Below are 18,308 nucleotides of genomic sequence, written 5' to 3' on the forward strand. Positions count from 1 at the left end.
ACGGGAACCCTCCATAAACCACAAGTTTTTTGTATGCCGGAACGGCCTCCTGAGACCGTGTACTGTGACCGGTAATATTGGGAAAAAACTATATTTTTTGATGTTCTTTTTCAGAATGGCAAACATCATGCAAGATCAAATGGCAACGGTTCTATGGATTGGAACCAAAACCAATAACAAGTCAACCAATAAAAACGCAAGGAGTTCCGGAGCGTAACCCGAAACTCCTCATGCTATGTTTTTGGAGCATTTTGCTATCAGGTTGTATAAACTGAGTTTCAACAGTTCAGGGATAAATCTTATGAAAGTCACAACCAAAGCTACAGATCTGGTGCATGCGTTTTGTCAATTCGCATTCAACTGGACCTATGAAGATATCAACGCCATGTTTCAGCATAGCCCGTTGGGTGCCCAATACTGGGAAACCCGCTTTCAGGAAGTCAATTCAAGCCTGACCAACTTGTACATGGTGGCAGATACAGAACATCGTCTGATGATTATCAGCTTCATCGTCAATTACAAATATCCGGAAATTTTTAAAAAGAATGAACCCGTAGCGGTGAAATCCAGACCCGTTCCCAAATTGAGAAAGAAACGGAAATTGCCCTTGAATTCGACACTGAAACTGGTGATTGATAACACACGGAGCTTGAATCAACAGCAGGCCTGATTCACCGGCACAAATGTTTCAGTAAGTCCCACATTTGAAAATACCCCAAACTTCCCTGACGAGCGGACACTTCATCAAAGTGATGGATTTGGTCCGCTTCAATATGGGAGCCATAAAGCAACACTGGGACTGGACCTTCCATGTGGTGTCCTGTGATGCTGGAGGTGCTGTGATCGGTAGTGACCGCAATTCGTAAAGGCTCCTTCCATTCTGCCAGAAAATGGCCCAACCGCAGATCGAACTCTTCAATAAATTTCATTTTCCTCAAGGCATCCTGATTATGCGCGGCGATATCACATCCCTTGATGTGTAGAACCACCAGATCCCGTTTTCGAAGGACCTGAGTCGCATATTCAAATTTAAGAGCCAGATTGCTGTCAAGATTTGCGGTCATTTCCGGTGCGTGAAGAACATCCATCCCTGTCATTTTGCATAATCCGAAAATGGTACGATCACCCGTCACACACGCCGCGTTTAGTAATTGGTTATTTATGTGGATTGGTGGCAAGGATCGCATCATGCCGGCTTCTCTCGTCAAAATACCTGTCACGGGCACTTGTCCTTTTTGTTGGCGCAGAACATTGAGCGGATGATTTTTTAATATTTGCTCAGCTTTATCTTCAAACTGTCGCAGGAGTTGTGCAGTTCTCTGCGCCTTTGAATCGGCAGGATCGAGTGCGTGTGGAATTAGTTTTTTCTGGTAGGTTCGTTCTTCAATCGGATCGCTGCTCACAATTTTGTCTGAAAGTCCCTGCCCTCGGATAATCAGCGCAAACCGGTGTTCAGTTGCTGATCTGACAAATAGTTTTTCGTTCCTATCCAGTCGCATTTGATTCAGACTGTTAACAAGTTCCTCAACACCTTCACGGATACGGCCAGCCCGCCGATCAATAATAAAACCATTTTCGTCCACCGTGGCCCAGTTTCCACGCCATGCGACATCACCAGGTTCAAGCTCAAGATCGGTTCCCAAAGCCTCAACAATTCCGCGAGGAACGGGTTTTTCTCCAGGGGGATATCCTAAAATCCCGAGAGTGCAGGTTGCCGTAGTGTGAGGAAAATGTGGTGCTGTGGGATCCGCTATTCCGGACTGACCAAGGGTCGCAAGATAATCCAGGTTGGGTGTTTGAGCCGCCTGCAGGGGAGTTTGAGTGTTCAAGGCATCTATGGGTTCATCGGCCAAACCATCCAGAATGATCAATAACTTGGAAATAACACTCATGACAAAACCTATTTGGCGGTATTATTATTTTTTTCTTTGGAATCTTTGTGATGATGTGCCCTGATTTGTTTTTGCAGATTATCCATAACGGTTTGCACCAATTCATCAAGGGATGAGTCAAAATCGGTGTTATTGATGATATCAATGTCATACTGATTGGCCTGTGCGATAAAGTGATCATGAATCAACCGGATACTATGGAAATTTTCATCATAACGGGATGTTCTCTGGGATTGTTCATGACGATGAACAAAACGGGCACGATGATTGGGTTCATCCATCAGAGACAGGACAATCGGGATCTGATAGGTCTGTTTTTGGTATTTCTTCAACTGGAGCAATGACGGGAGCAGATGGACACCTTCGATCACCATGCTCATGTTTTCCTTGATGGCCCGTTCCACCACAGCATGCACTCCGGCGCAAACCCTGAATGATTGTAACGTATAGCCTGCCAGAACCTTGTCATCGCCTTCCAGCCAGAACCGTTCAAAATCACCGGCTTCAAAGGAGGAACTGTGTAGTGATGGGATGATCTGCTTGGTGAATACCATGCGCATGATCTGACGGATCGTGTCAGTGCCTGTCACTTTCATGATACCCAGACGTGAGGCTAGTTCCATTGCCAGCGTTGATTTGCCTGTACCGCCAGAGCCACCAAGATAAATGATGACTGGTTTGTCGAGTTTTTTCAGATTTCGCGACAATTCATACAACGACGCGAACTCCTTCCCCTTGATAGCGACAATTTTGTCATACAGTCGTTGATACACCTCCTCCAGTTTGATTTCCCAAACCCCATCCTGACGCAGTTCATTTTCTAGTTCCTGAGTCAATTGATAGGCTTGTGTTGGAGAGAATCCCGTGGCTGTGATGGGTTTGGACAACAATTCCCGTGAGAAGGGAAATGTCCCGTTTTCTGAGACAATATTGATGATGGTAGACGACACCACCATGGTGTTTTTCAGCGATTCCAGACAATTGTATCCATATTTTTTTTCAATTTCCTGATTGACGATGATATTCAGTTCAGCCGTCATGATTTCATCTTTTTTGGACAGGCGCTCCCGTATGGTTTGTGCCACTTTATAGGCTTTTTTGAAGGGAAGTCCGCGTTGTACCAGTGAGTGCGTCAGAATCCCTCGCATGAAAGGTTCTTTCACACCATTGGGCTTGATGACCATCAATCGGAATTTACTCATGGTAGAACAGGCTCAAAGGTTATTTAAGTTGAAGGATATCATGGTAGGTGATTACAATCATAAGTAGCATCAACAGCGACATTCCCACCATTTGTATCCGTTCCCGAAACACAGGATTCAGGGGGCCACCCTTGATTTTTTCAAGCAGCAGAAAAAAGATATGTCCGCCATCCAGCACGGGAATCGGGAATAAATTAAAAATACCCAATTGCAAACTGATCACGGCAACTAAAAAAAACAGATCAGTGATGCTGTTTCTTGCCGCATCTCCCAGAACCTGACCAATACGCACAGGGCCGCCTACGTCATTCATTGTTCCTTGTCCTGAAAACAGCTTGCCCATGAAGGAAAAAGTGGAGCGGGTCACAAACCACAAACGTTCGGACCCCATGATCACGCTGTCAATCGGACCATAAGACTGTCGTGTCATTTCAATCCCCATGCCCATAAGAAATCGCTGGTTGGCCGCATCATACAGTGGGATTACTTCGATCTTCATAATCGTTCCATTGCGATCCACTTCAACGGTTAAGGGACTGGGCTGGCTGTTATGATTCGTCTTTGCCTTGTCCGTTGAATTCTGCTCAGTCTGAATTGTTTCGGTGATCTGACTCCAGTCTTCAATGGCCTTTCCGTTGATCCGGATAATCCGGTCACCAAGCTGTAACCCTGCGGATTCCGCCTGTGAGTTTTCTGAGAAACTGCCAACCACCGGCTCAATATGAGGAGTCCATCCCGTTCCATCCCGTTCCATTTCCGCCAGACTGGTTTCCTTCAGGGGAACAAGGTATCCGTTGCGAGATACAACAAGCGTCAGCGTTGCTTCAGGCGATATTTCTCCCACCATGTCGTACAATTGCTGCCAGCTTTGTAGTTCTTTGCCGTTGGCCGAAACAATCTCATCACCTGGTTGCAGACCAATACGTTGAGCCAATCCCTGCTCAGAAACCTGGAATACTACAGGATATGAATTCAGATATTTGGGCACATTCACGCCAATCATGTAAACCAATGGCATGAATAAAAACGCGAATAACAGATTCATGGAGGGGCCAGCCACTAAAATGTAAAATCGCTGAAAAATGGATTTAGACGCATAATTTTCCGGGTCAGTCTCGTTTTCATCGTTCAGATTTTGTCCCCATAGCCTGACATACCCGCCAACCGGAATCCATGAAATGAGATATTCAGTTTCGCCAACTTTTTTTCCCCAGAGCTTTGGCGGAAAGCCAATGGAAAACTGTTCTACACGCACACCTGCGTGACGGGCGGCCGCATAATGTCCCAGTTCATGAATAAAAATCAAAAAGCCGAGTACCAGTAAAAAAACCGCGATGGTTGTGATCATTTCAATTTCTCCAAAACGAGATGTGCCTGATGCCGTCCCCAGGCATCAGCCTGAAGCGCGTCATCCACAGTGTTGATTTTCTTTAAAAACGCCGGGGCCTCCCGGTGATGATGTTGTTGTTCCAGTTGAACCATGACCTGTGACAAAACACGTGCGATATCGACAAAACGGATCTGTCGATCCAGAAGACGGGCGACCACTTCTTCATTGGCTCCATTGAGAATCGCCGGTGCGCCACCACCAAGCCGGGCCGCCTTGAAGGCCAGCGCCAGACAGGGAAATTTTTTTCCAGAAACCTGTTCAAACTGAAGTTTCGCGATTTGAGACAGATTCATTTTAGGAATTTTCAGCGGAAGCCGTTCAGGCCAGGAAAGGCAATAGGCAATCGGCACTCGCATGTCCGGAAGTCCCATCTGGGCAATGAACGACCCATCCTGATATTCAACCATTGAGTGAATAATGCTCTGGCGATGAATGATCACCTCAATCTTGTCCACCGACACGTCAAATAACCAGCGGGCTTCAATCACCTCCAGACCTTTGTTCATCATGCTGGCTGAATCAATCGTGATTTTTGAACCCATTTTCCAGTTGGGATGATTCAGTGCTTCTTCCAGCGTGATGTTTTCGAAGGTTTCCACCGGACGATCCCTGAACGGTCCCCCTGAAGCGGTGAGAATAATTTTTTCGATTTCTTGAGGATTATGCCCTGCCAACGCCTGAAAAACCGCATTATGTTCACTATCCACAGGCAGTATGCGGCTACCATGCTGTCGGGCTGTGGCCACCATGACATCTCCTGCAAGAACCATGGTTTCCTTGTTGGCCAGGGCCAGTGTTTTACCAACAGACAAAGCCGCATGGCTGGATTTCAAACCTGCGGCACCGACAATACCGGCAACGACCAGTTCCACTTCGGGTTCTGTTGCGATACGCTCAAGTCCATCCTGTCCCCAGAACACTTTCAGTTGAGGCTCTGGATACCGTTCCCTTAAACCGCGGGCCGCGGTTTCGGATCCAACGGACACGATACGCGGATGAAACTCCTCAATCTGATCAATCATTGTCTCGACCTGGTTCTGGCAGGATAAGCCAATGACCTTGAATCTATCGGGAAATTGCCGAACCACATCCAGGGTATTGACCCCAATGGAACCAGTAGATCCCAAAACAGCCAGATTTTTTTTTATCATGCTGCCAATACAGAGTTAGGGTTTAACATAAGGGAAGGTGTTTGTGAAACATTGGCAAAATCAAAGATCTTCAGGAGTTAATCCTGTGACTTTTGCCAATCGTGACAACATTTTCGGACCGATCTCTTCTTTATCATGGAACGCAAATACTGTGTCTTTCCACCCCTCACGGGTTAAAATTCGATGAGATCCCGATTGACGTTTGATCTTCCAACCTATGCGCTGAAGAGCGGCAAAAACTTGTTTTGATTTTGTGGTTTTCCACTGGTTCATAGGGCTATTGCCAGATCAATGTTGACATATTCCGATTGTGTTTCATCATGCTCAATTTGATCCGCAAGAACTCTTAAGGCTAAAGCCTGCACCTTTATGATAGCCTCCGGCCTGGTTTTTCCATAGCCCATTACCCCCGGCAAATCCACAACTTCAGCAATCCATCTGCCATCTTCTTCCTGTTCAATTTCAATAGAAAATTTCATTTGTTCCTTTTTCAGTCAATGACGATACCATACTGGTCTATACTTCATTTCTTTTATGATTGCGTTCATGAAAGTTTTATAAGTGACAGTGCTAACCCACATGCTCCATTCTCTTCATAGCGCAATCTGTTCCTCAAAATAATTTGTTCCAGCTTCGCTCAGTGCATCCTGTTTGTTCAATTCCAAAGCTTCCTGTAACGTGATTTTCAGACTTTTCATTAATTCATCACGGGTTTTTTCCTGACAGTTCACCCCTGGGACTTCCTCAATCCAACCAATCCACCAATTATCCACTGATTTAATAACTGCTGTGTAACTATTCATTCCTCTCCGCAATGTAATATTGGTTTGCACAATGACAATTTAATGATCCTGTTTACAGGATATATTAACCCACATGCTCCATGAGAATGACCAGATAATAGAACAGCGGAACGGTGGTCAGAAAACCATCCACCCGATCCAGCACACCGCCATGTCCGGGGAAAAGTGTGCCGGAATCCTTGACATGGCACACCCGTTTGATTTTGGATTCGACCAAATCGCCCATTTGGCCGACCACCGCAATCACAACAGCGATGACAGCGCCCTGCCACCAGTTCAGATGGGTCAGCACAAGAGCCGAATAAATCGCACCGATGAGGCCACTGCCAATCACACCGCAGGCACTGCCTTCAATCGTTTTTTTGGGACTGATAGATGGCGCAAGTGGGGTTTTGCCAATTGCTCTGCCTCCAAAATACGCAAAAGAATCACTGGCCCAGATGGTCAGTAAGAGCAGAAAAATCAGGGCGGTACCCTGTGGCAGATTTTTGAGGGGCGTGAGATAATTGAAACTCCATCCAATCCAGAGCACACCAAACAGATACAGCCCCATTTCCTGTAAATCAGCAATTTCATGACGGGGGGTGAACAGCAGTTGGAAGAACAGCACAGCCAGCACACTCAGTAGCAACATGGCATTGATTCCTGAAACACCTCCGAAAGTTCCGCCCAGGCCGATCAAAATGGTCAATCCCATGAGCACGGGAGCATTCAGATTTATTCCATTCCCGGCAAACATGTTTCGATATTCATGCATACCCACCAGGGCGAATGCCAGAACGACAAGTCCCAACACGGTTTGAGAGCCAAAAACCAGCAGGCCAATCACAGCCAATGCCGCGGGAATAGCTGTCATCACTCGGGTTTTTACATCTGATTTTGGTTTTTGAGGTTGTTCCAGATTGATTGTTTCGGTTTCTGACATGATTCCTTTTTTGTTGAAAACTGAGTTAGATGATTCTGAGGTTGATTGACTAATGGAGGACTTCCCTTTAGCTATACACCGCCCATCCTGCGCTGTCTATTCTGAAAATCAAGCAGGGCCTTGAAAAATTCCTCCTGGGTAAAATCAGGCCACAGGACATTGGTGAAATAAAACTCCGCATAGGCACTTTGCCACAATAGGAAATTGGAAATCCGGTATTCACCACTGGTACGGATAATCAGATCAGGGTCTGGCAAATCAGGTGTGTATAAATGCTGTTGAAGCATTGCGTCATCAATGGTTCCGATCTCAAACGGCTGTTTTGCGTAAGCACTCACAATAGACTGAACCGCCCTGATGATTTCCGCCCGACCGCCATAATTGACAGCGAGATTCAAAACAAGCCCTGTATTCCCCGCTGTGTTTTGCAGGGCACGGTCCAGCGGCGCATGAATAAATTCCGGCAATGCGGCCCGGTCGCCGATCAGGCGCAACTGAATGTTGTTAGTCAGCATGGTGTTGAGTTCTTTTTCCAGATATTCCGCCAGCAGATCCATTAAAATGGAAACTTCGGTCTGGGGACGTTTCCAGTTTTCCGTTGAAAACGCATAGAGCGTCAGGGCTTTGAGTCCAATCTCAGCAGAGGTTTCCACTGTGACTCGTACTGCCTTGACAGCACTGCGGTGTCCCTGAAATCGGGGCATGATTCGTTGTTGGGCCCAGCGACCATTACCATCCATGATGATTCCCACATGTCGGGGAAGAAGCTGTTTGTCAATGGATTGCCAAAGTGGATGCATATTCCAGTTTAATGTCAGTGTGAGGGTTCGTCTTCATAGTCCAGACTGATATCCAGGGCCAGTGCTGAATGGGTCAGTGCTCCCACCGATATTTGATCAACGCCTGTTGCCGCGATATCCGCAACCGTTTGCAGAGAAACTCCTCCAGACGCTTCGGTGATGGCACGTTTTTGAATTTTTTGTACAGCCTGTTTCAATTCTTCACAACTCATGTTGTCCAGCAGAATAATGTCTGCGCCTCCAGCCAGAGCGTCATCAATCTGTGATAACAGATCCACTTCCACTTCAATGCGCATGGTATGGGGGATGCTCGCACGAGCCTTCAGGATGGCATCCTTCAACGGAACTCCATGCTGTTTGAGCATAGCCAGATGATTGTCCTTGAGCATGACCGCGTCTGACAGATTGAATCTGTGATTGTGCCCCCCTCCTGACCGAATGGCATATTTTTCAAGATAGCGCAATCCCGGAGTGGTTTTGCGTGTATCGACAATATGTACGGTGGGTGATCCCTTACGGGCTTCCTGGACATAATTCCAGGTCAGTGTGGCAATGCCGCTGAGACGTTGCAGGAAATTCAGCGCTACCCGCTCTGCCTGAAGCAAGGCACAGGCATTTCCTGAGACAGACGCCAGCAAGGTTCCCGGAGGATTCCAGTTGCCATCTTTCTGAAACGCTATCCAGTGCGCATCAGGATCCAGCATCAGAAATGTGTCTCTGGCAATATCAAGTCCTGACACCACACCGGGCTTTTTCTGATGAATGACAAAGGATCCTGTCCAGGAAGGATCTATGGTGCTTTGTGTGGAAAAATCCTGCCATGAAATGTCTTCTTCAAGTGCAGTCTGGATCAAGCGGCGAACATATAATTGATGCATGGAAATCACCTGCCGGGGTTAGAAATATCAGGATGCCCAGTCGTAAATCATTTTGATGATGGGGGGGCGTCGAGGGGTATGTTGTTTGGGGAAATCTTCACGATAGTGGGCACCGCAACTTTCTTCTCTTTCAAGGGCGGCCTCCGCCATCAACTGTGCCATGAGTTGAAGCGTTTCAAGTTCGAATACCGCTTTCCCTGATGGTTCGGGATTGGGCAATGAAGCGTCATGCAAACAGTCACACACCATTTTGAGTGACTCAGCCCGTCTTGAAAGCCCCACCTTATCCCACATCATTTTTTTCAGATCAGGGAGTGAAATAAGGGTCGGGGTTTTTGAATAGCGGGGTTGAAGGTATCCGGATGGCTCAGATAAGGACTTTTGTCGCTGGTCTTTTTTCAAGGAACCCACCACTCTCATGGCGAAGACCGCGGCTTCGAGAAGCGAATTGCTGGCCAGTCGGTTAGCTCCATGCACGCCGGTTCTGGTTACCTCTCCACAGGCGTACAATCCGGGAACCGTGGTCCTGCCCCATAAATCGGTGTAGACTCCGCCCATCATGTAATGAGCCACAGGTGTCACAGGGATTTTTTGAACACGAATATCGATCCCGAAATGGAGACAGGTTTTGAAGATGGTAGGAAATCGTTTTTCCAGAGCAATGGTTTCCGCAATCTCTGTCGCATCAAGGAAAATCTGCTGTTTTTCCTGACTCATCTGCTGATAGATGACACGGGACACAACATCTCTGGGGGCCAGATCTCTGAGGGGATGAGCCTCACGCATGAAAGCGTTTCCCCTGGAGTTTCTCAAAACCGCGCCTTCACCACGCAGCGCTTCGGAGATTAGAAAATTAGGTCTGCCGGGAAGATTCAACGCCGTCGGATGGAATTGATAAAATTCAAGATCCATCAATTGTGCTCCACAGCAATAAGCCAGGATCACGCCATCCCCCGTCGCACCCTCCGGATTACTGGTATACTCAAACAAATGCCCGGCTCCACCGGTTGCAAGGACAACCTGGGACGTATGAAGTTCAGACATGTTGCGGGTCATCACATCATAATACAAAACCCCCTGAACACGTTCCCGGTTGCGGAGAATTCGTGTGACCAGAGTGTGTTCCCGTATTTCAATGTTAGGATGTTGCGCCACACTTTGCACAAGTCCACGCTGAATTTCAGCGCCAGTGGCATCACCACCGGCATGAAGGATGCGTTTTACACTATGGGAGCCTTCCATCCCCAACGCATAATTATTATCTTCATCCCTGTCAAACCGGATTCCCAGTTGCTCCAGTGTCTGAATGGCTTTGAAACTGGCTTTGGACAGCACCTGAACCGCCTGTTGGTCACAATGCCCACTCCCTGCGATCATCGTATCCCGAATATGCAGTTCCACAGAATCATCCTTGCCGCAGACTGCCGCGATTCCGCCTTGAGACCATTGCGTATTACTGTCAAAAATCGTGTTTTTTGTCAGCAGAATAACGGGCATGTGATCCGCTGCGAGTCGTGCGGACAACAAACCTGCGAGACCACTTCCAATCACGACCAGCGGAGTTTTTAGTTTCATAATTCACGGATCAGCTTAGTTCGAGCATGAGCTGAAGTGCTTTGCGGGCATATTCAGCCGTTTGATAGGGAACCTTGATTTGATTAACCACTTTTCCCTCAAGCAGATTATCCAGAACCCAGAGAACATTGGCGGGATGGGTACGATACATGGTTGAACAGGGGCAGACATTCGTATTCAGACACTCAATGTGCTTGCCTTCGCTGGAATAAAGTTCCTGATGCAATCGATTGACCATATTGATTTCAGTGCCGACGACCCAGGATGTTCCAGGGGCGGAATCGCGAATGACCTGAATGATTTTATTGGTGGACCCATGATAATCCGCGGCTCCAACTACGTCTTCAGCGCACTCTGGATGAACGATCACTTTCACAGCGGGATTACGGCGTCTTGCCGCATGGATCTGAGCCACATTGAACCGTGCATGGACGGAGCAGAAGCCATTCCATAACATGACTCTTGAATTTTGAATTTGTGCCTCTGTCAGTCCGCCCTGCGGTTTGTGGCGTTTCCAGAGTTGGATCTGTTCTTTGGCAATCCCCAGAGTGTTCGCGGTGTTTCGCCCTAAATGCTGATCAGGAAAAAACAGCACTTTTTTATTTTGTTCAAGAGCCCATGTCAGAATTTTATCAGCGTTGGATGAGGTACAGACGGTGCCGCCATGTGCTCCGCAAAAAGCTTTGAGCGCTGCGGAGGAATTGATGTAGGTCACTGGAATGAAACTATTTTCTCCACAGATTTCTTCAAGCGCATCCCAGCATTCTTCCACACTGTCAACATCGGCCATATCAGCCATGGAGCATCCTGCCGTGATATTGGGAAGAATGACGGATTGACCCTCCGTTGTAAGGATATCCGCACTTTCTGCCATGAAATGCACTCCACAGAAGATAATATATCGGGCTGTCTGGTTTGCCGCGATTTGGGCCAGATTCAGTGAGTCTCCGGCGGCATCGCCAAAACGAAACGTCTCATCCCGCTGATAGTGATGAGCCAGAACAAAGACCTCGTCGCCCAGCGCGGCTTTGGCTTCAAAGCCCCGCTGCCAGATTTCCTCCATGGACAGATGATAGTAATGGGATGGAATATCATCGCAAAGAAACACGGGAAATCCTTCATCAGGTGGGCAAACTCCGGAAATTGAGGTTTGTGATGTGACTTCTTGAAGCATGGTTCCTCATCAACTCGAAATATTGCGGTGACTCCATTAAGACGGACGATTATGCGTTTACAAAAACGCTAACAGAAATTTAACGAAAGATTTTAAAGCAGGAGATGGATGAAGGCAAGGCTTTTTCACCCCCCTTGGGAATGCCCTCATATTTTAGTTAAAAAATTCACTTTGACATGTCCATATCGTTTGGTTTTAATGATGTCAAATTCCTTGGGAATCCGATATTCAAGAACGTCCGGTGACTCAATTACAAGCATAGAGTCCTGATGCATGAAGCAGGACGCAAGTGCGGGTAATATCAAATCATATTCCCCCTGGAGATAAGGCGGATCCAGAAAAATAAGGAGTGGTTCATGGGGCAACTTGAATTGTCTCAAAAAGTTGATCGCTGTCAGATTGTAAAGCCGCGAACGTGATTCAAGTTTAAGCGCTGTGATATTAGCTGATAACACCTGATAGGCCGGCGGTTGTGATTCCACAAAAATTGACTGGGAAACACCATGGCTGAGAGCCTCACAACCAAGTGCACCACTACCCGCATAGAGATCCAGTGCGCAACATTCCGGAAAATCGATCATGTTTCTTAAAACATTGAACATCGCCGCCCTGATTTTGTTTGAGGTCGGTCGGACTTTGAGACCTTCAGGGACCTTGAGTTGTCTTCCTCTTAATTCACCGCTGATGATATTGATCATAACTTTTCCAAAAACTGATGACTGTTGTGAAGTACCGAATCGTGATTGCCATGATTCGGGCATTGTAAGTTTTCAAGAGTCGGTTAACTGTGGTCATCCTTCGCTGAAATTGTTGAACGATGATTGAAAAACCAAAATTTCAGGCATGACACAGGTTTTATGCATCACAGAACGTACCAGGCTTTTTTTTATCTTTGTGCTTTCCTGACAATTCAGGCCTTCAGCGCTTTTTCTCAGTCAGTGCCGGAAACCGCGTTTGAGTCAGCCATACAGTTCGGGATCAAAGCACCAACCATCATGAAGCCAGACCAGGTGTTCACAGATCTGAATGTTTTTGAACATATTCTCCGTGAAAGTTATGGTCATTTTGAGATTCAGCAGTCTCAAGGCCATGACTGGGAAAAAATATTCGCGAATCTGCGTGATCAATTGCTGAAGGCTGGCCAACCTGTTCTGGTTCACCATTTTCTGGAACAATTGATGCGTTCACTGGATTTCACCGGAGATCCGTTTTTGAGGGGTGAAATCCAGGTTTTGAACCGAAACTATGTGGAACAGATCAAGGCCCTTTCACGTCCGTTTTATGTTCCGCTCAGAATGGCTTCATATCAGGGGCGATTCCGGGCCATGCCCCATACTGAATGGCTTGCCATTGCCAATCAATGGCTGGTGGGGTGTAAGCCCAAAAATTTCCGCTATTTCCCTGTACTGCCTGATCGTGCGGGCGAATCCCTGTCGGTGTTCGGTGTTTTTTCAGAGTCAGCACCGGATTCCATTCATTGTATTTTTGTCAACGATCTCGACCGACCACGCGAAATCACCCTTTCCATGCAACCTCTGGATATTCAGAATCCACTCCCGGCCAATCTTCCTGTGTTTGAATGGAAAGATGGAGATATTCCCTATATTCGCTGGTATCGGGACAGTTCTCCCTATTCAGGAGACACGCGACAATTTTTGAAATTGGCTCAAAAACTTCAGAATTACCAGACCTTGATTGTGGATGTCCGGGGGAACGTCAGCGGCAGTTTCGGTTATATTGAAAAATGGCTCCAGCAAATAACCCGTAACAGTTGGAGCAATGTGATCATTCGGGAAAAACAGTCGGCACTGATTCTGCGCGGACTTCTCAATCGCCTGGACTGGCTCAGATACCAACAAAAGTTGCAAAATTTTCCGGAAGCTCCAGACCTGACACAGAAACAACAGCAAATTCAGGCTTTGATCGACCATTTGCGCGACACTCGGGTTGCCGTAAAATGGATTGAAACCAAATTTATTTTTCAAGGCAGTAAAGAGTCTCCACCGTGGAATAAAAACCTGATCATCATCGCCAATCAGCATTGTGGCTCAGGATGCCAGTTTCTGGCAGGATTGGCCAAACAGCAGGAGAACGCCTGGTTGATTGGCGGCAACACGGGTGTTTTTCCACGCACCCCCTTGTTGCCATTGTATCAGTTACCTCAATCAAAAATCCTGTTGACCATCAATCACACCCTGCATCTGGATCATGCCGGGCAATATGTTAAACCTTCCGGGCATGAGCCTGATTACTGGCTGGCTCCGCCGGATGATATGAATGAAATTTTTCGTTTTGCCCGTTCCTTACAAAAAACACCTTGAGGTGATGTTACTGTTGCTGAAACAGTGAACGCAGTGGCACTCTGCGCAGAGGAAAACCGTTAAGGGACACTTGCATAGAGGCCAGTTCCTGCTCAAACGGCCCCAATGTCCAGCAGTCTTCAGGATCCAACGTTTCTACAGGTTGTCCCGAATCATTCAACGGACAAATATCTCTAAACTCCGCCAGTTGGTCCTCGTCAATTTCATCAATCCAGCGTAGAGGCAGTCCCTGTGTTCGGCAAACATAAGGGCGGGATTCATAAATCCGGCAGGAACCATTTTCATCCAGGAAGCAGCATTTGCCCTGTTGATGTGGCGGTGTTTCAGACAAGAGGCAGGGGTATGTTTCACGGATATTCAGGGCTTCCACTTCAAAAACGGTCAACTCATCCTGACAGCATTCATGACATCCCTTCCGGCATTGCATCCGTTCAGCATGCATTTGTGCGATGGGTGCCACCAACTGGTCTACCCTGTCATAAAACTGTCGGATCAGTTGCGGAATTTTTGTTTGTAGTATCGATGTTCGATTATGGTTCATGTGGTGTAATAGGCATTTTCCTTGATGTAACCTTCTGTCAGATCACAACCCCAAACCACTTCAGCATACTCACCGGTCCCCAGTTCAATTTCAATAAAGATTTCGCTATTTTTCAGATATTCAGAAATTGCGGCTAGTGGCACAGTGTTCTGATTCAGGGAATGGGCGTCAATCCACATATTGCGCTCACGACCAAACAGGATACGCAGTTTGTCTATGGGGACTACATACTCAAAGACCTTGCCAATCGCCATGATGAATCGCCCCCAGTTGGGGTCAGCTCCATAAATGGCGGTTTTAACCAACGGTGAATTGATCACCGATTTGGCAATTTTTAGTGCTTGTTTAGGCGTTTCCGCTTTTGAAACACACAATTCAATCAGCTTTGTCGCCCCTTCTCCATCCCTGGCGATTTCCCTGGCCAGATACGTTGCCATTTCACAGAAGACCTGCTCAAATTTTTCCAGATCCACCTCTCCGGCTTTGCCATTGGCCAGGACGACGACAGTGTCACTGGTGGAGGTGTCACTATCAATGGAGATCCTGTTGAAGGAACGATTGACGGATCTGTGGAGAATCGAGGACAGCGTCTCAGACGGGATCTTTGCATCGGTTGCAAAGTAACTCAGCATGGTGGCCATGTTGGGTTCAATCATGCCGGCACCTTTGGCAAGGCCGACAATGGTTGCTTTTCCCACGGTGCGGCAAATCCATTTGGGGCGGGTGTCCGTGGTCATGATGGCTCTGGCAAATTGCTCAATATGCGTCGGAGAAGATCCAAGTGCGGATTTGACCCGGGGCAAGCCTTTGGTGATTTTTTCCATCGGCAACATTCGTCCGATCACACCCGTTGAAGAAGGCAGAACCAGTTTTTCTGAAATTCCAAGGGTTTCACCGGTCATCCGGCAGATCTCTCGAGAATCATCAATTCCTTTCTGTCCTGTTGCAACATTGGCATTTTTTGAATTCACAATCACGGCTTGAAGCGTTCCATTCATCAAATGCTCACGTCCCACGAGCACCGGCGCTCCCGGCATGGTGTTCCGGGTAAATACCCCTGCGGCATGACATGGAATCTCTGAAAAAATAACTCCCAAATCCAGTGTGGAATCCTTGATGCCAACATTCAGTCCGCACCATGAAAACCCCGGGACCATTTTCAATCCTGTATCACCCATAGCTCTGATTCCTTCCAACACAGAAATTATTGATCACTCGTCTTGCAACGCGGTTGTTACTTCCCACAAAACCCCGGCACATGCAAGCGATTGAACGAAACCCTCCGGAGTAAGTTTTTAGCTCAAATTATTATGAACTTGTATGGTGGCACGCAACTGAAGCAGGTACTGCCTGATCGCAGGAATAACCGCCTGAGTCACGGGCGAAGGCAGAGTATCAAATCCATGCTGTGTCAGCGGCAATCGCAGAAAAGTCGTGAACGACGCCTGTTTCTTGCGCAAATGATGATAAAAGCGTAGCGATTCTTCAATAGGAACCATTGAATCATTTGCGCCATGAATCAGTAAAAATGGAACAACGCCTTGCTCCAGACAGTAAACCGGAGAGGCTTTTTCAAATAGAATTCTGTTTTCTGACATGGAACATTGCATGACGATTTGCTCCAGATGTTGTGCCAGGGCTGGGTATGCGGTTTTTTTCGCAAAGGGTGCGATAAAATCATAAACACCATAAAAAGCGACACAACCTTGCAGGCTGGTGTTAACCGCTTCAAAACCCGGTTGGTACTCATCCCTATTGGGTGTCAATGCGCTTAAAGCGGCAAGGTGAGCGCCGGCAGATTCCCCAACGACAAAAATGGAAGAAGGATCGGCACCATATTCGGGGCCTTTCTCATGGATCCAGCGAATAGCGCGCTTGCAATCAATCAAATGCTCCGGAAAGGCAACTTCCGGACTCAACCGATAACTGATCGACACGCACAACCATCCCTGCGCGGCCATTTCCACCATCAGCGGAATCCCATGATGCCGACTTCCCATGCTCCAACCGCCACCATGAATCTGGAGCAGCACTGGCGCGTTGTTCAAAGAGGAAACTGGTTTATACAGATCCAGTTTCAGACAGACGGATTCATCTTCATAAAACACAATATCCAACAAACATGACACTTGCCTCTCAACCAGCAATTGGAGAGGGTTCCAGTAAGTCTGCCAATTCATGTGGGCGGATTTCATGGCAGTGATAGTCGATCCTGTATTTTCTGAAACAGGGAAAGTCTGTTCAACCTGAAGCAACAAGCTCTCCTGAAGTCTGAACAACAGGAACAATCTTGTCAGCAGTGCGGTTCCGCAGACAACATGAACTCCGATCAGGAAAATCACCAAGGGAGTCATCGATATAAAAAATGAGAACAGGGATATCACACCAAGATTTAAAATCAGTGTGTGAAACGTCAGGTCACCGGCAAGCCATCCTGAACAAAAAGAAAGGAAATTCTGTAAGCTGTTGTGTGGAGATTTAAAAGGAAAAAAGACATTGGCTGTAATAAGAATAACAGCCAATGTCCAGAAAAGGAGTAAACTTTCGGCCATGTCGCAGGATTAACGTTTTGAAAACTGAAAACGTTTGCGGGCACCGGCGAGACCATATTTTTTACGTTCCACTTCACGGGCATCCCGTGTCAGCATGGCGGCTTTTTTCAGCGGTGATCGTAGTTGTTCGCTCACTTGAAGCAACGCACGGGAAATGCCGTGTCGAATCGCGCCAGCCTGGCCAGAGCATCCACCACCTTGAACGGTAACATACACGTCAAAATTATTGGTGTTCTCTGTCAGAACCAAGGGTTGCTTGACCACCATTTTCAGTGTTTCCAGACCAAAATACTCATCCAGAGGTGTTTTGTTGATCACAAATTTTCCATTACCCGGACGCAGGTAAACCCGTGCGACAGAAGTTTTTCTCCGACCGGTACCATAAAATTGTATTTCTGACATACTGATCCTGCAAAATTAAATTTCAAAAGGTTTGGGGTTCTGTGCACTATGTGGATGTTCAGGCCCTGTGTATAATTTTAAGCGATGTAACGAATCACGATTGAGGATATTTTTTGACATCATCCCCTTGACTGCGTTATACACCAAAGCTGTTGGTTTTTTGTTGAGGAGTTCCGTGGCTTTGGCCTGTTTCAATCCTCCCGGATAACGGGTGTGATGATAATAAATTTTGTCACTCCATTTTTTTCCGGTCAGCACAATTTTGTCTGCATTGACTACAACCACAAAATCACCAGTGTCTACGTGGGGAGTGTAAATGACTTTGTGTTTTCCTCTTAACAGATTGGCGATGAGTGTGGAAAGCCGCCCCAATGTTTGGCCAGACGCGTCAATCACCCACCACTCACGAGGATATTTGCCTTCTTCAATGTCTTCTTTTCTGATGGATCTTGTTTTCATAAACTTGCCTTTATACCTCAAAAATGCCCCGAGACCGTCATTCAATCCGGGAGAAATGGATTGTGTTCTATTTGGATGGTACGGTTTCCTCTAAAATAAAACAGGCTGAATACTGGATCCAAAATAGTATTACAAGTCTTTTTTCATAAGGTTTTTTCAAACGAAGCTGAATAGACGGGAAAACAGGATGATTACTCCTGCCTGGAAAAAAATTATGCGGAATCTACAGATTTCCCCAAAAAA

Annotated in this window: 20 protein-coding genes; 2 read left to right on the forward strand and 18 right to left on the reverse strand. The window is 46.9% G+C overall.

The window, feature by feature from the left end; translation table 11 throughout:
* The first annotated feature begins 301 nt into the window (after window positions 1–301).
* Window positions 302–670, forward strand: coding sequence for a hypothetical protein (locus HQM11_08310; protein ID MBF0351022.1), 369 nt, complete (start codon window positions 302–304; stop codon window positions 668–670).
* Between the two features lies 1 nt (window position 671).
* On the opposite strand, the gene apgM is transcribed toward HQM11_08310, so the two are convergent.
* The 13 genes from apgM to rsmD form a co-directional block, all read right to left on the reverse strand.
* Window positions 672–1,892: a 2,3-bisphosphoglycerate-independent phosphoglycerate mutase gene (gene apgM, locus HQM11_08315; protein MBF0351023.1), complete on the reverse strand. Its 1,221-nt coding sequence runs from the start codon at window positions 1,890–1,892 to the stop codon at window positions 672–674.
* Window positions 1,893–1,900: 8 nt separating this feature from the next.
* Complete coding sequence (locus HQM11_08320) at window positions 1,901–3,094, reverse strand: hypothetical protein (GenBank protein MBF0351024.1); 1,194 nt, start codon at window positions 3,092–3,094, stop codon at window positions 1,901–1,903.
* A 19-nt stretch (window positions 3,095–3,113) separates the two neighbouring features.
* Window positions 3,114–4,442 (reverse strand): RIP metalloprotease RseP, encoded by a 1,329-nt coding sequence (gene rseP / locus HQM11_08325; protein ID MBF0351025.1) that lies wholly within the window; start codon window positions 4,440–4,442, stop codon window positions 3,114–3,116.
* Window positions 4,439–5,635 carry a 1-deoxy-D-xylulose-5-phosphate reductoisomerase gene (locus HQM11_08330; GenBank protein ID MBF0351026.1) on the reverse strand — a complete coding sequence of 399 codons (1,197 nt, stop codon included), beginning with the start codon at window positions 5,633–5,635 and terminating at the stop codon, window positions 4,439–4,441. Before HQM11_08330 ends, rseP begins: the two co-directional genes overlap by 4 nt.
* A 60-nt stretch (window positions 5,636–5,695) precedes the next feature.
* The gene (locus HQM11_08335; GenBank protein ID MBF0351027.1) at window positions 5,696–5,908 is read right to left on the reverse strand and encodes a type II toxin-antitoxin system HicA family toxin; all 213 of its coding nucleotides are present in this window, start codon (window positions 5,906–5,908) and stop codon (window positions 5,696–5,698) included.
* Window positions 5,905–6,114: a type II toxin-antitoxin system HicB family antitoxin gene (locus HQM11_08340; GenBank protein ID MBF0351028.1), complete on the reverse strand. Its 210-nt coding sequence runs from the start codon at window positions 6,112–6,114 to the stop codon at window positions 5,905–5,907. The genes HQM11_08335 and HQM11_08340 overlap by 4 nt, the downstream gene beginning before the upstream one ends.
* A 114-nt stretch (window positions 6,115–6,228) precedes the next feature.
* Window positions 6,229–6,438, reverse strand: a complete 210-nt coding sequence (locus HQM11_08345; GenBank protein ID MBF0351029.1) for a type II toxin-antitoxin system HicB family antitoxin — start codon at window positions 6,436–6,438, stop codon at window positions 6,229–6,231.
* Between the two features lie 64 nt (window positions 6,439–6,502).
* Complete coding sequence (locus tag HQM11_08350; GenBank protein MBF0351030.1) at window positions 6,503–7,363, reverse strand: phosphatidate cytidylyltransferase; 861 nt, start codon at window positions 7,361–7,363, stop codon at window positions 6,503–6,505.
* 71 nt (window positions 7,364–7,434) lie between these two features.
* Window positions 7,435–8,163: an isoprenyl transferase gene (locus tag HQM11_08355; protein ID MBF0351031.1), complete on the reverse strand. Its 729-nt coding sequence runs from the start codon at window positions 8,161–8,163 to the stop codon at window positions 7,435–7,437.
* A 14-nt stretch (window positions 8,164–8,177) separates the two neighbouring features.
* Window positions 8,178–9,041, reverse strand: a complete 864-nt coding sequence (gene nadC / locus HQM11_08360; GenBank protein MBF0351032.1) for a carboxylating nicotinate-nucleotide diphosphorylase — start codon at window positions 9,039–9,041, stop codon at window positions 8,178–8,180.
* Window positions 9,042–9,068: 27 nt separating this feature from the next.
* Window positions 9,069–10,616, reverse strand: coding sequence for an L-aspartate oxidase (gene nadB, locus HQM11_08365; GenBank protein MBF0351033.1), 1,548 nt, complete (start codon window positions 10,614–10,616; stop codon window positions 9,069–9,071).
* A 10-nt stretch (window positions 10,617–10,626) separates the two neighbouring features.
* A complete protein-coding gene (gene nadA, locus HQM11_08370) occupies window positions 10,627–11,790 on the reverse strand; it encodes a quinolinate synthase NadA (protein ID MBF0351034.1) in 1,164 nt (387 codons plus the stop codon).
* Between the two features lie 146 nt (window positions 11,791–11,936).
* Entirely contained in the window at window positions 11,937–12,488 is a 552-nt protein-coding gene (rsmD, locus tag HQM11_08375; protein MBF0351035.1) for a 16S rRNA (guanine(966)-N(2))-methyltransferase RsmD, read from the reverse strand.
* 159 nt (window positions 12,489–12,647) lie between these two features.
* Between rsmD and HQM11_08380 the strand changes: the two genes are divergently transcribed.
* Complete coding sequence (locus HQM11_08380) at window positions 12,648–14,111, forward strand: peptidase S41 (GenBank protein ID MBF0351036.1); 1,464 nt, start codon at window positions 12,648–12,650, stop codon at window positions 14,109–14,111.
* A 7-nt stretch (window positions 14,112–14,118) separates the two neighbouring features.
* Here HQM11_08380 and HQM11_08385 read toward each other — a convergent pair whose 3' ends face one another.
* From HQM11_08385 to rplM, 5 genes are all read right to left on the reverse strand, one after another.
* The gene (locus tag HQM11_08385) at window positions 14,119–14,652 is read right to left on the reverse strand and encodes a YkgJ family cysteine cluster protein (GenBank protein ID MBF0351037.1); all 534 of its coding nucleotides are present in this window, start codon (window positions 14,650–14,652) and stop codon (window positions 14,119–14,121) included.
* On the reverse strand, window positions 14,649–15,809 hold the full coding sequence (gene argJ / locus HQM11_08390) for a bifunctional glutamate N-acetyltransferase/amino-acid acetyltransferase ArgJ (GenBank protein ID MBF0351038.1): 1,161 nt from the start codon (window positions 15,807–15,809) through the stop codon (window positions 14,649–14,651). Before argJ ends, HQM11_08385 begins: the two co-directional genes overlap by 4 nt.
* A gap of 138 nt (window positions 15,810–15,947) precedes the next feature.
* On the reverse strand, window positions 15,948–16,994 hold the full coding sequence (locus tag HQM11_08395) for an alpha/beta hydrolase (protein ID MBF0351039.1): 1,047 nt from the start codon (window positions 16,992–16,994) through the stop codon (window positions 15,948–15,950).
* 219 nt (window positions 16,995–17,213) lie between these two features.
* Window positions 17,214–17,606 (reverse strand): 30S ribosomal protein S9, encoded by a 393-nt coding sequence (rpsI, locus tag HQM11_08400; protein MBF0351040.1) that lies wholly within the window; start codon window positions 17,604–17,606, stop codon window positions 17,214–17,216.
* A 15-nt stretch (window positions 17,607–17,621) separates the two neighbouring features.
* Window positions 17,622–18,065 carry a 50S ribosomal protein L13 gene (gene rplM / locus HQM11_08405; GenBank protein MBF0351041.1) on the reverse strand — a complete coding sequence of 148 codons (444 nt, stop codon included), beginning with the start codon at window positions 18,063–18,065 and terminating at the stop codon, window positions 17,622–17,624.
* Window positions 18,066–18,308: the final 243 nt, after the last annotated feature.

The sequence above is a fragment of the SAR324 cluster bacterium genome (assembly GCA_015232315.1).
In the GTDB taxonomy this organism is placed as follows: domain Bacteria; phylum SAR324; class SAR324; order SAR324; family NAC60-12; genus JADFZZ01.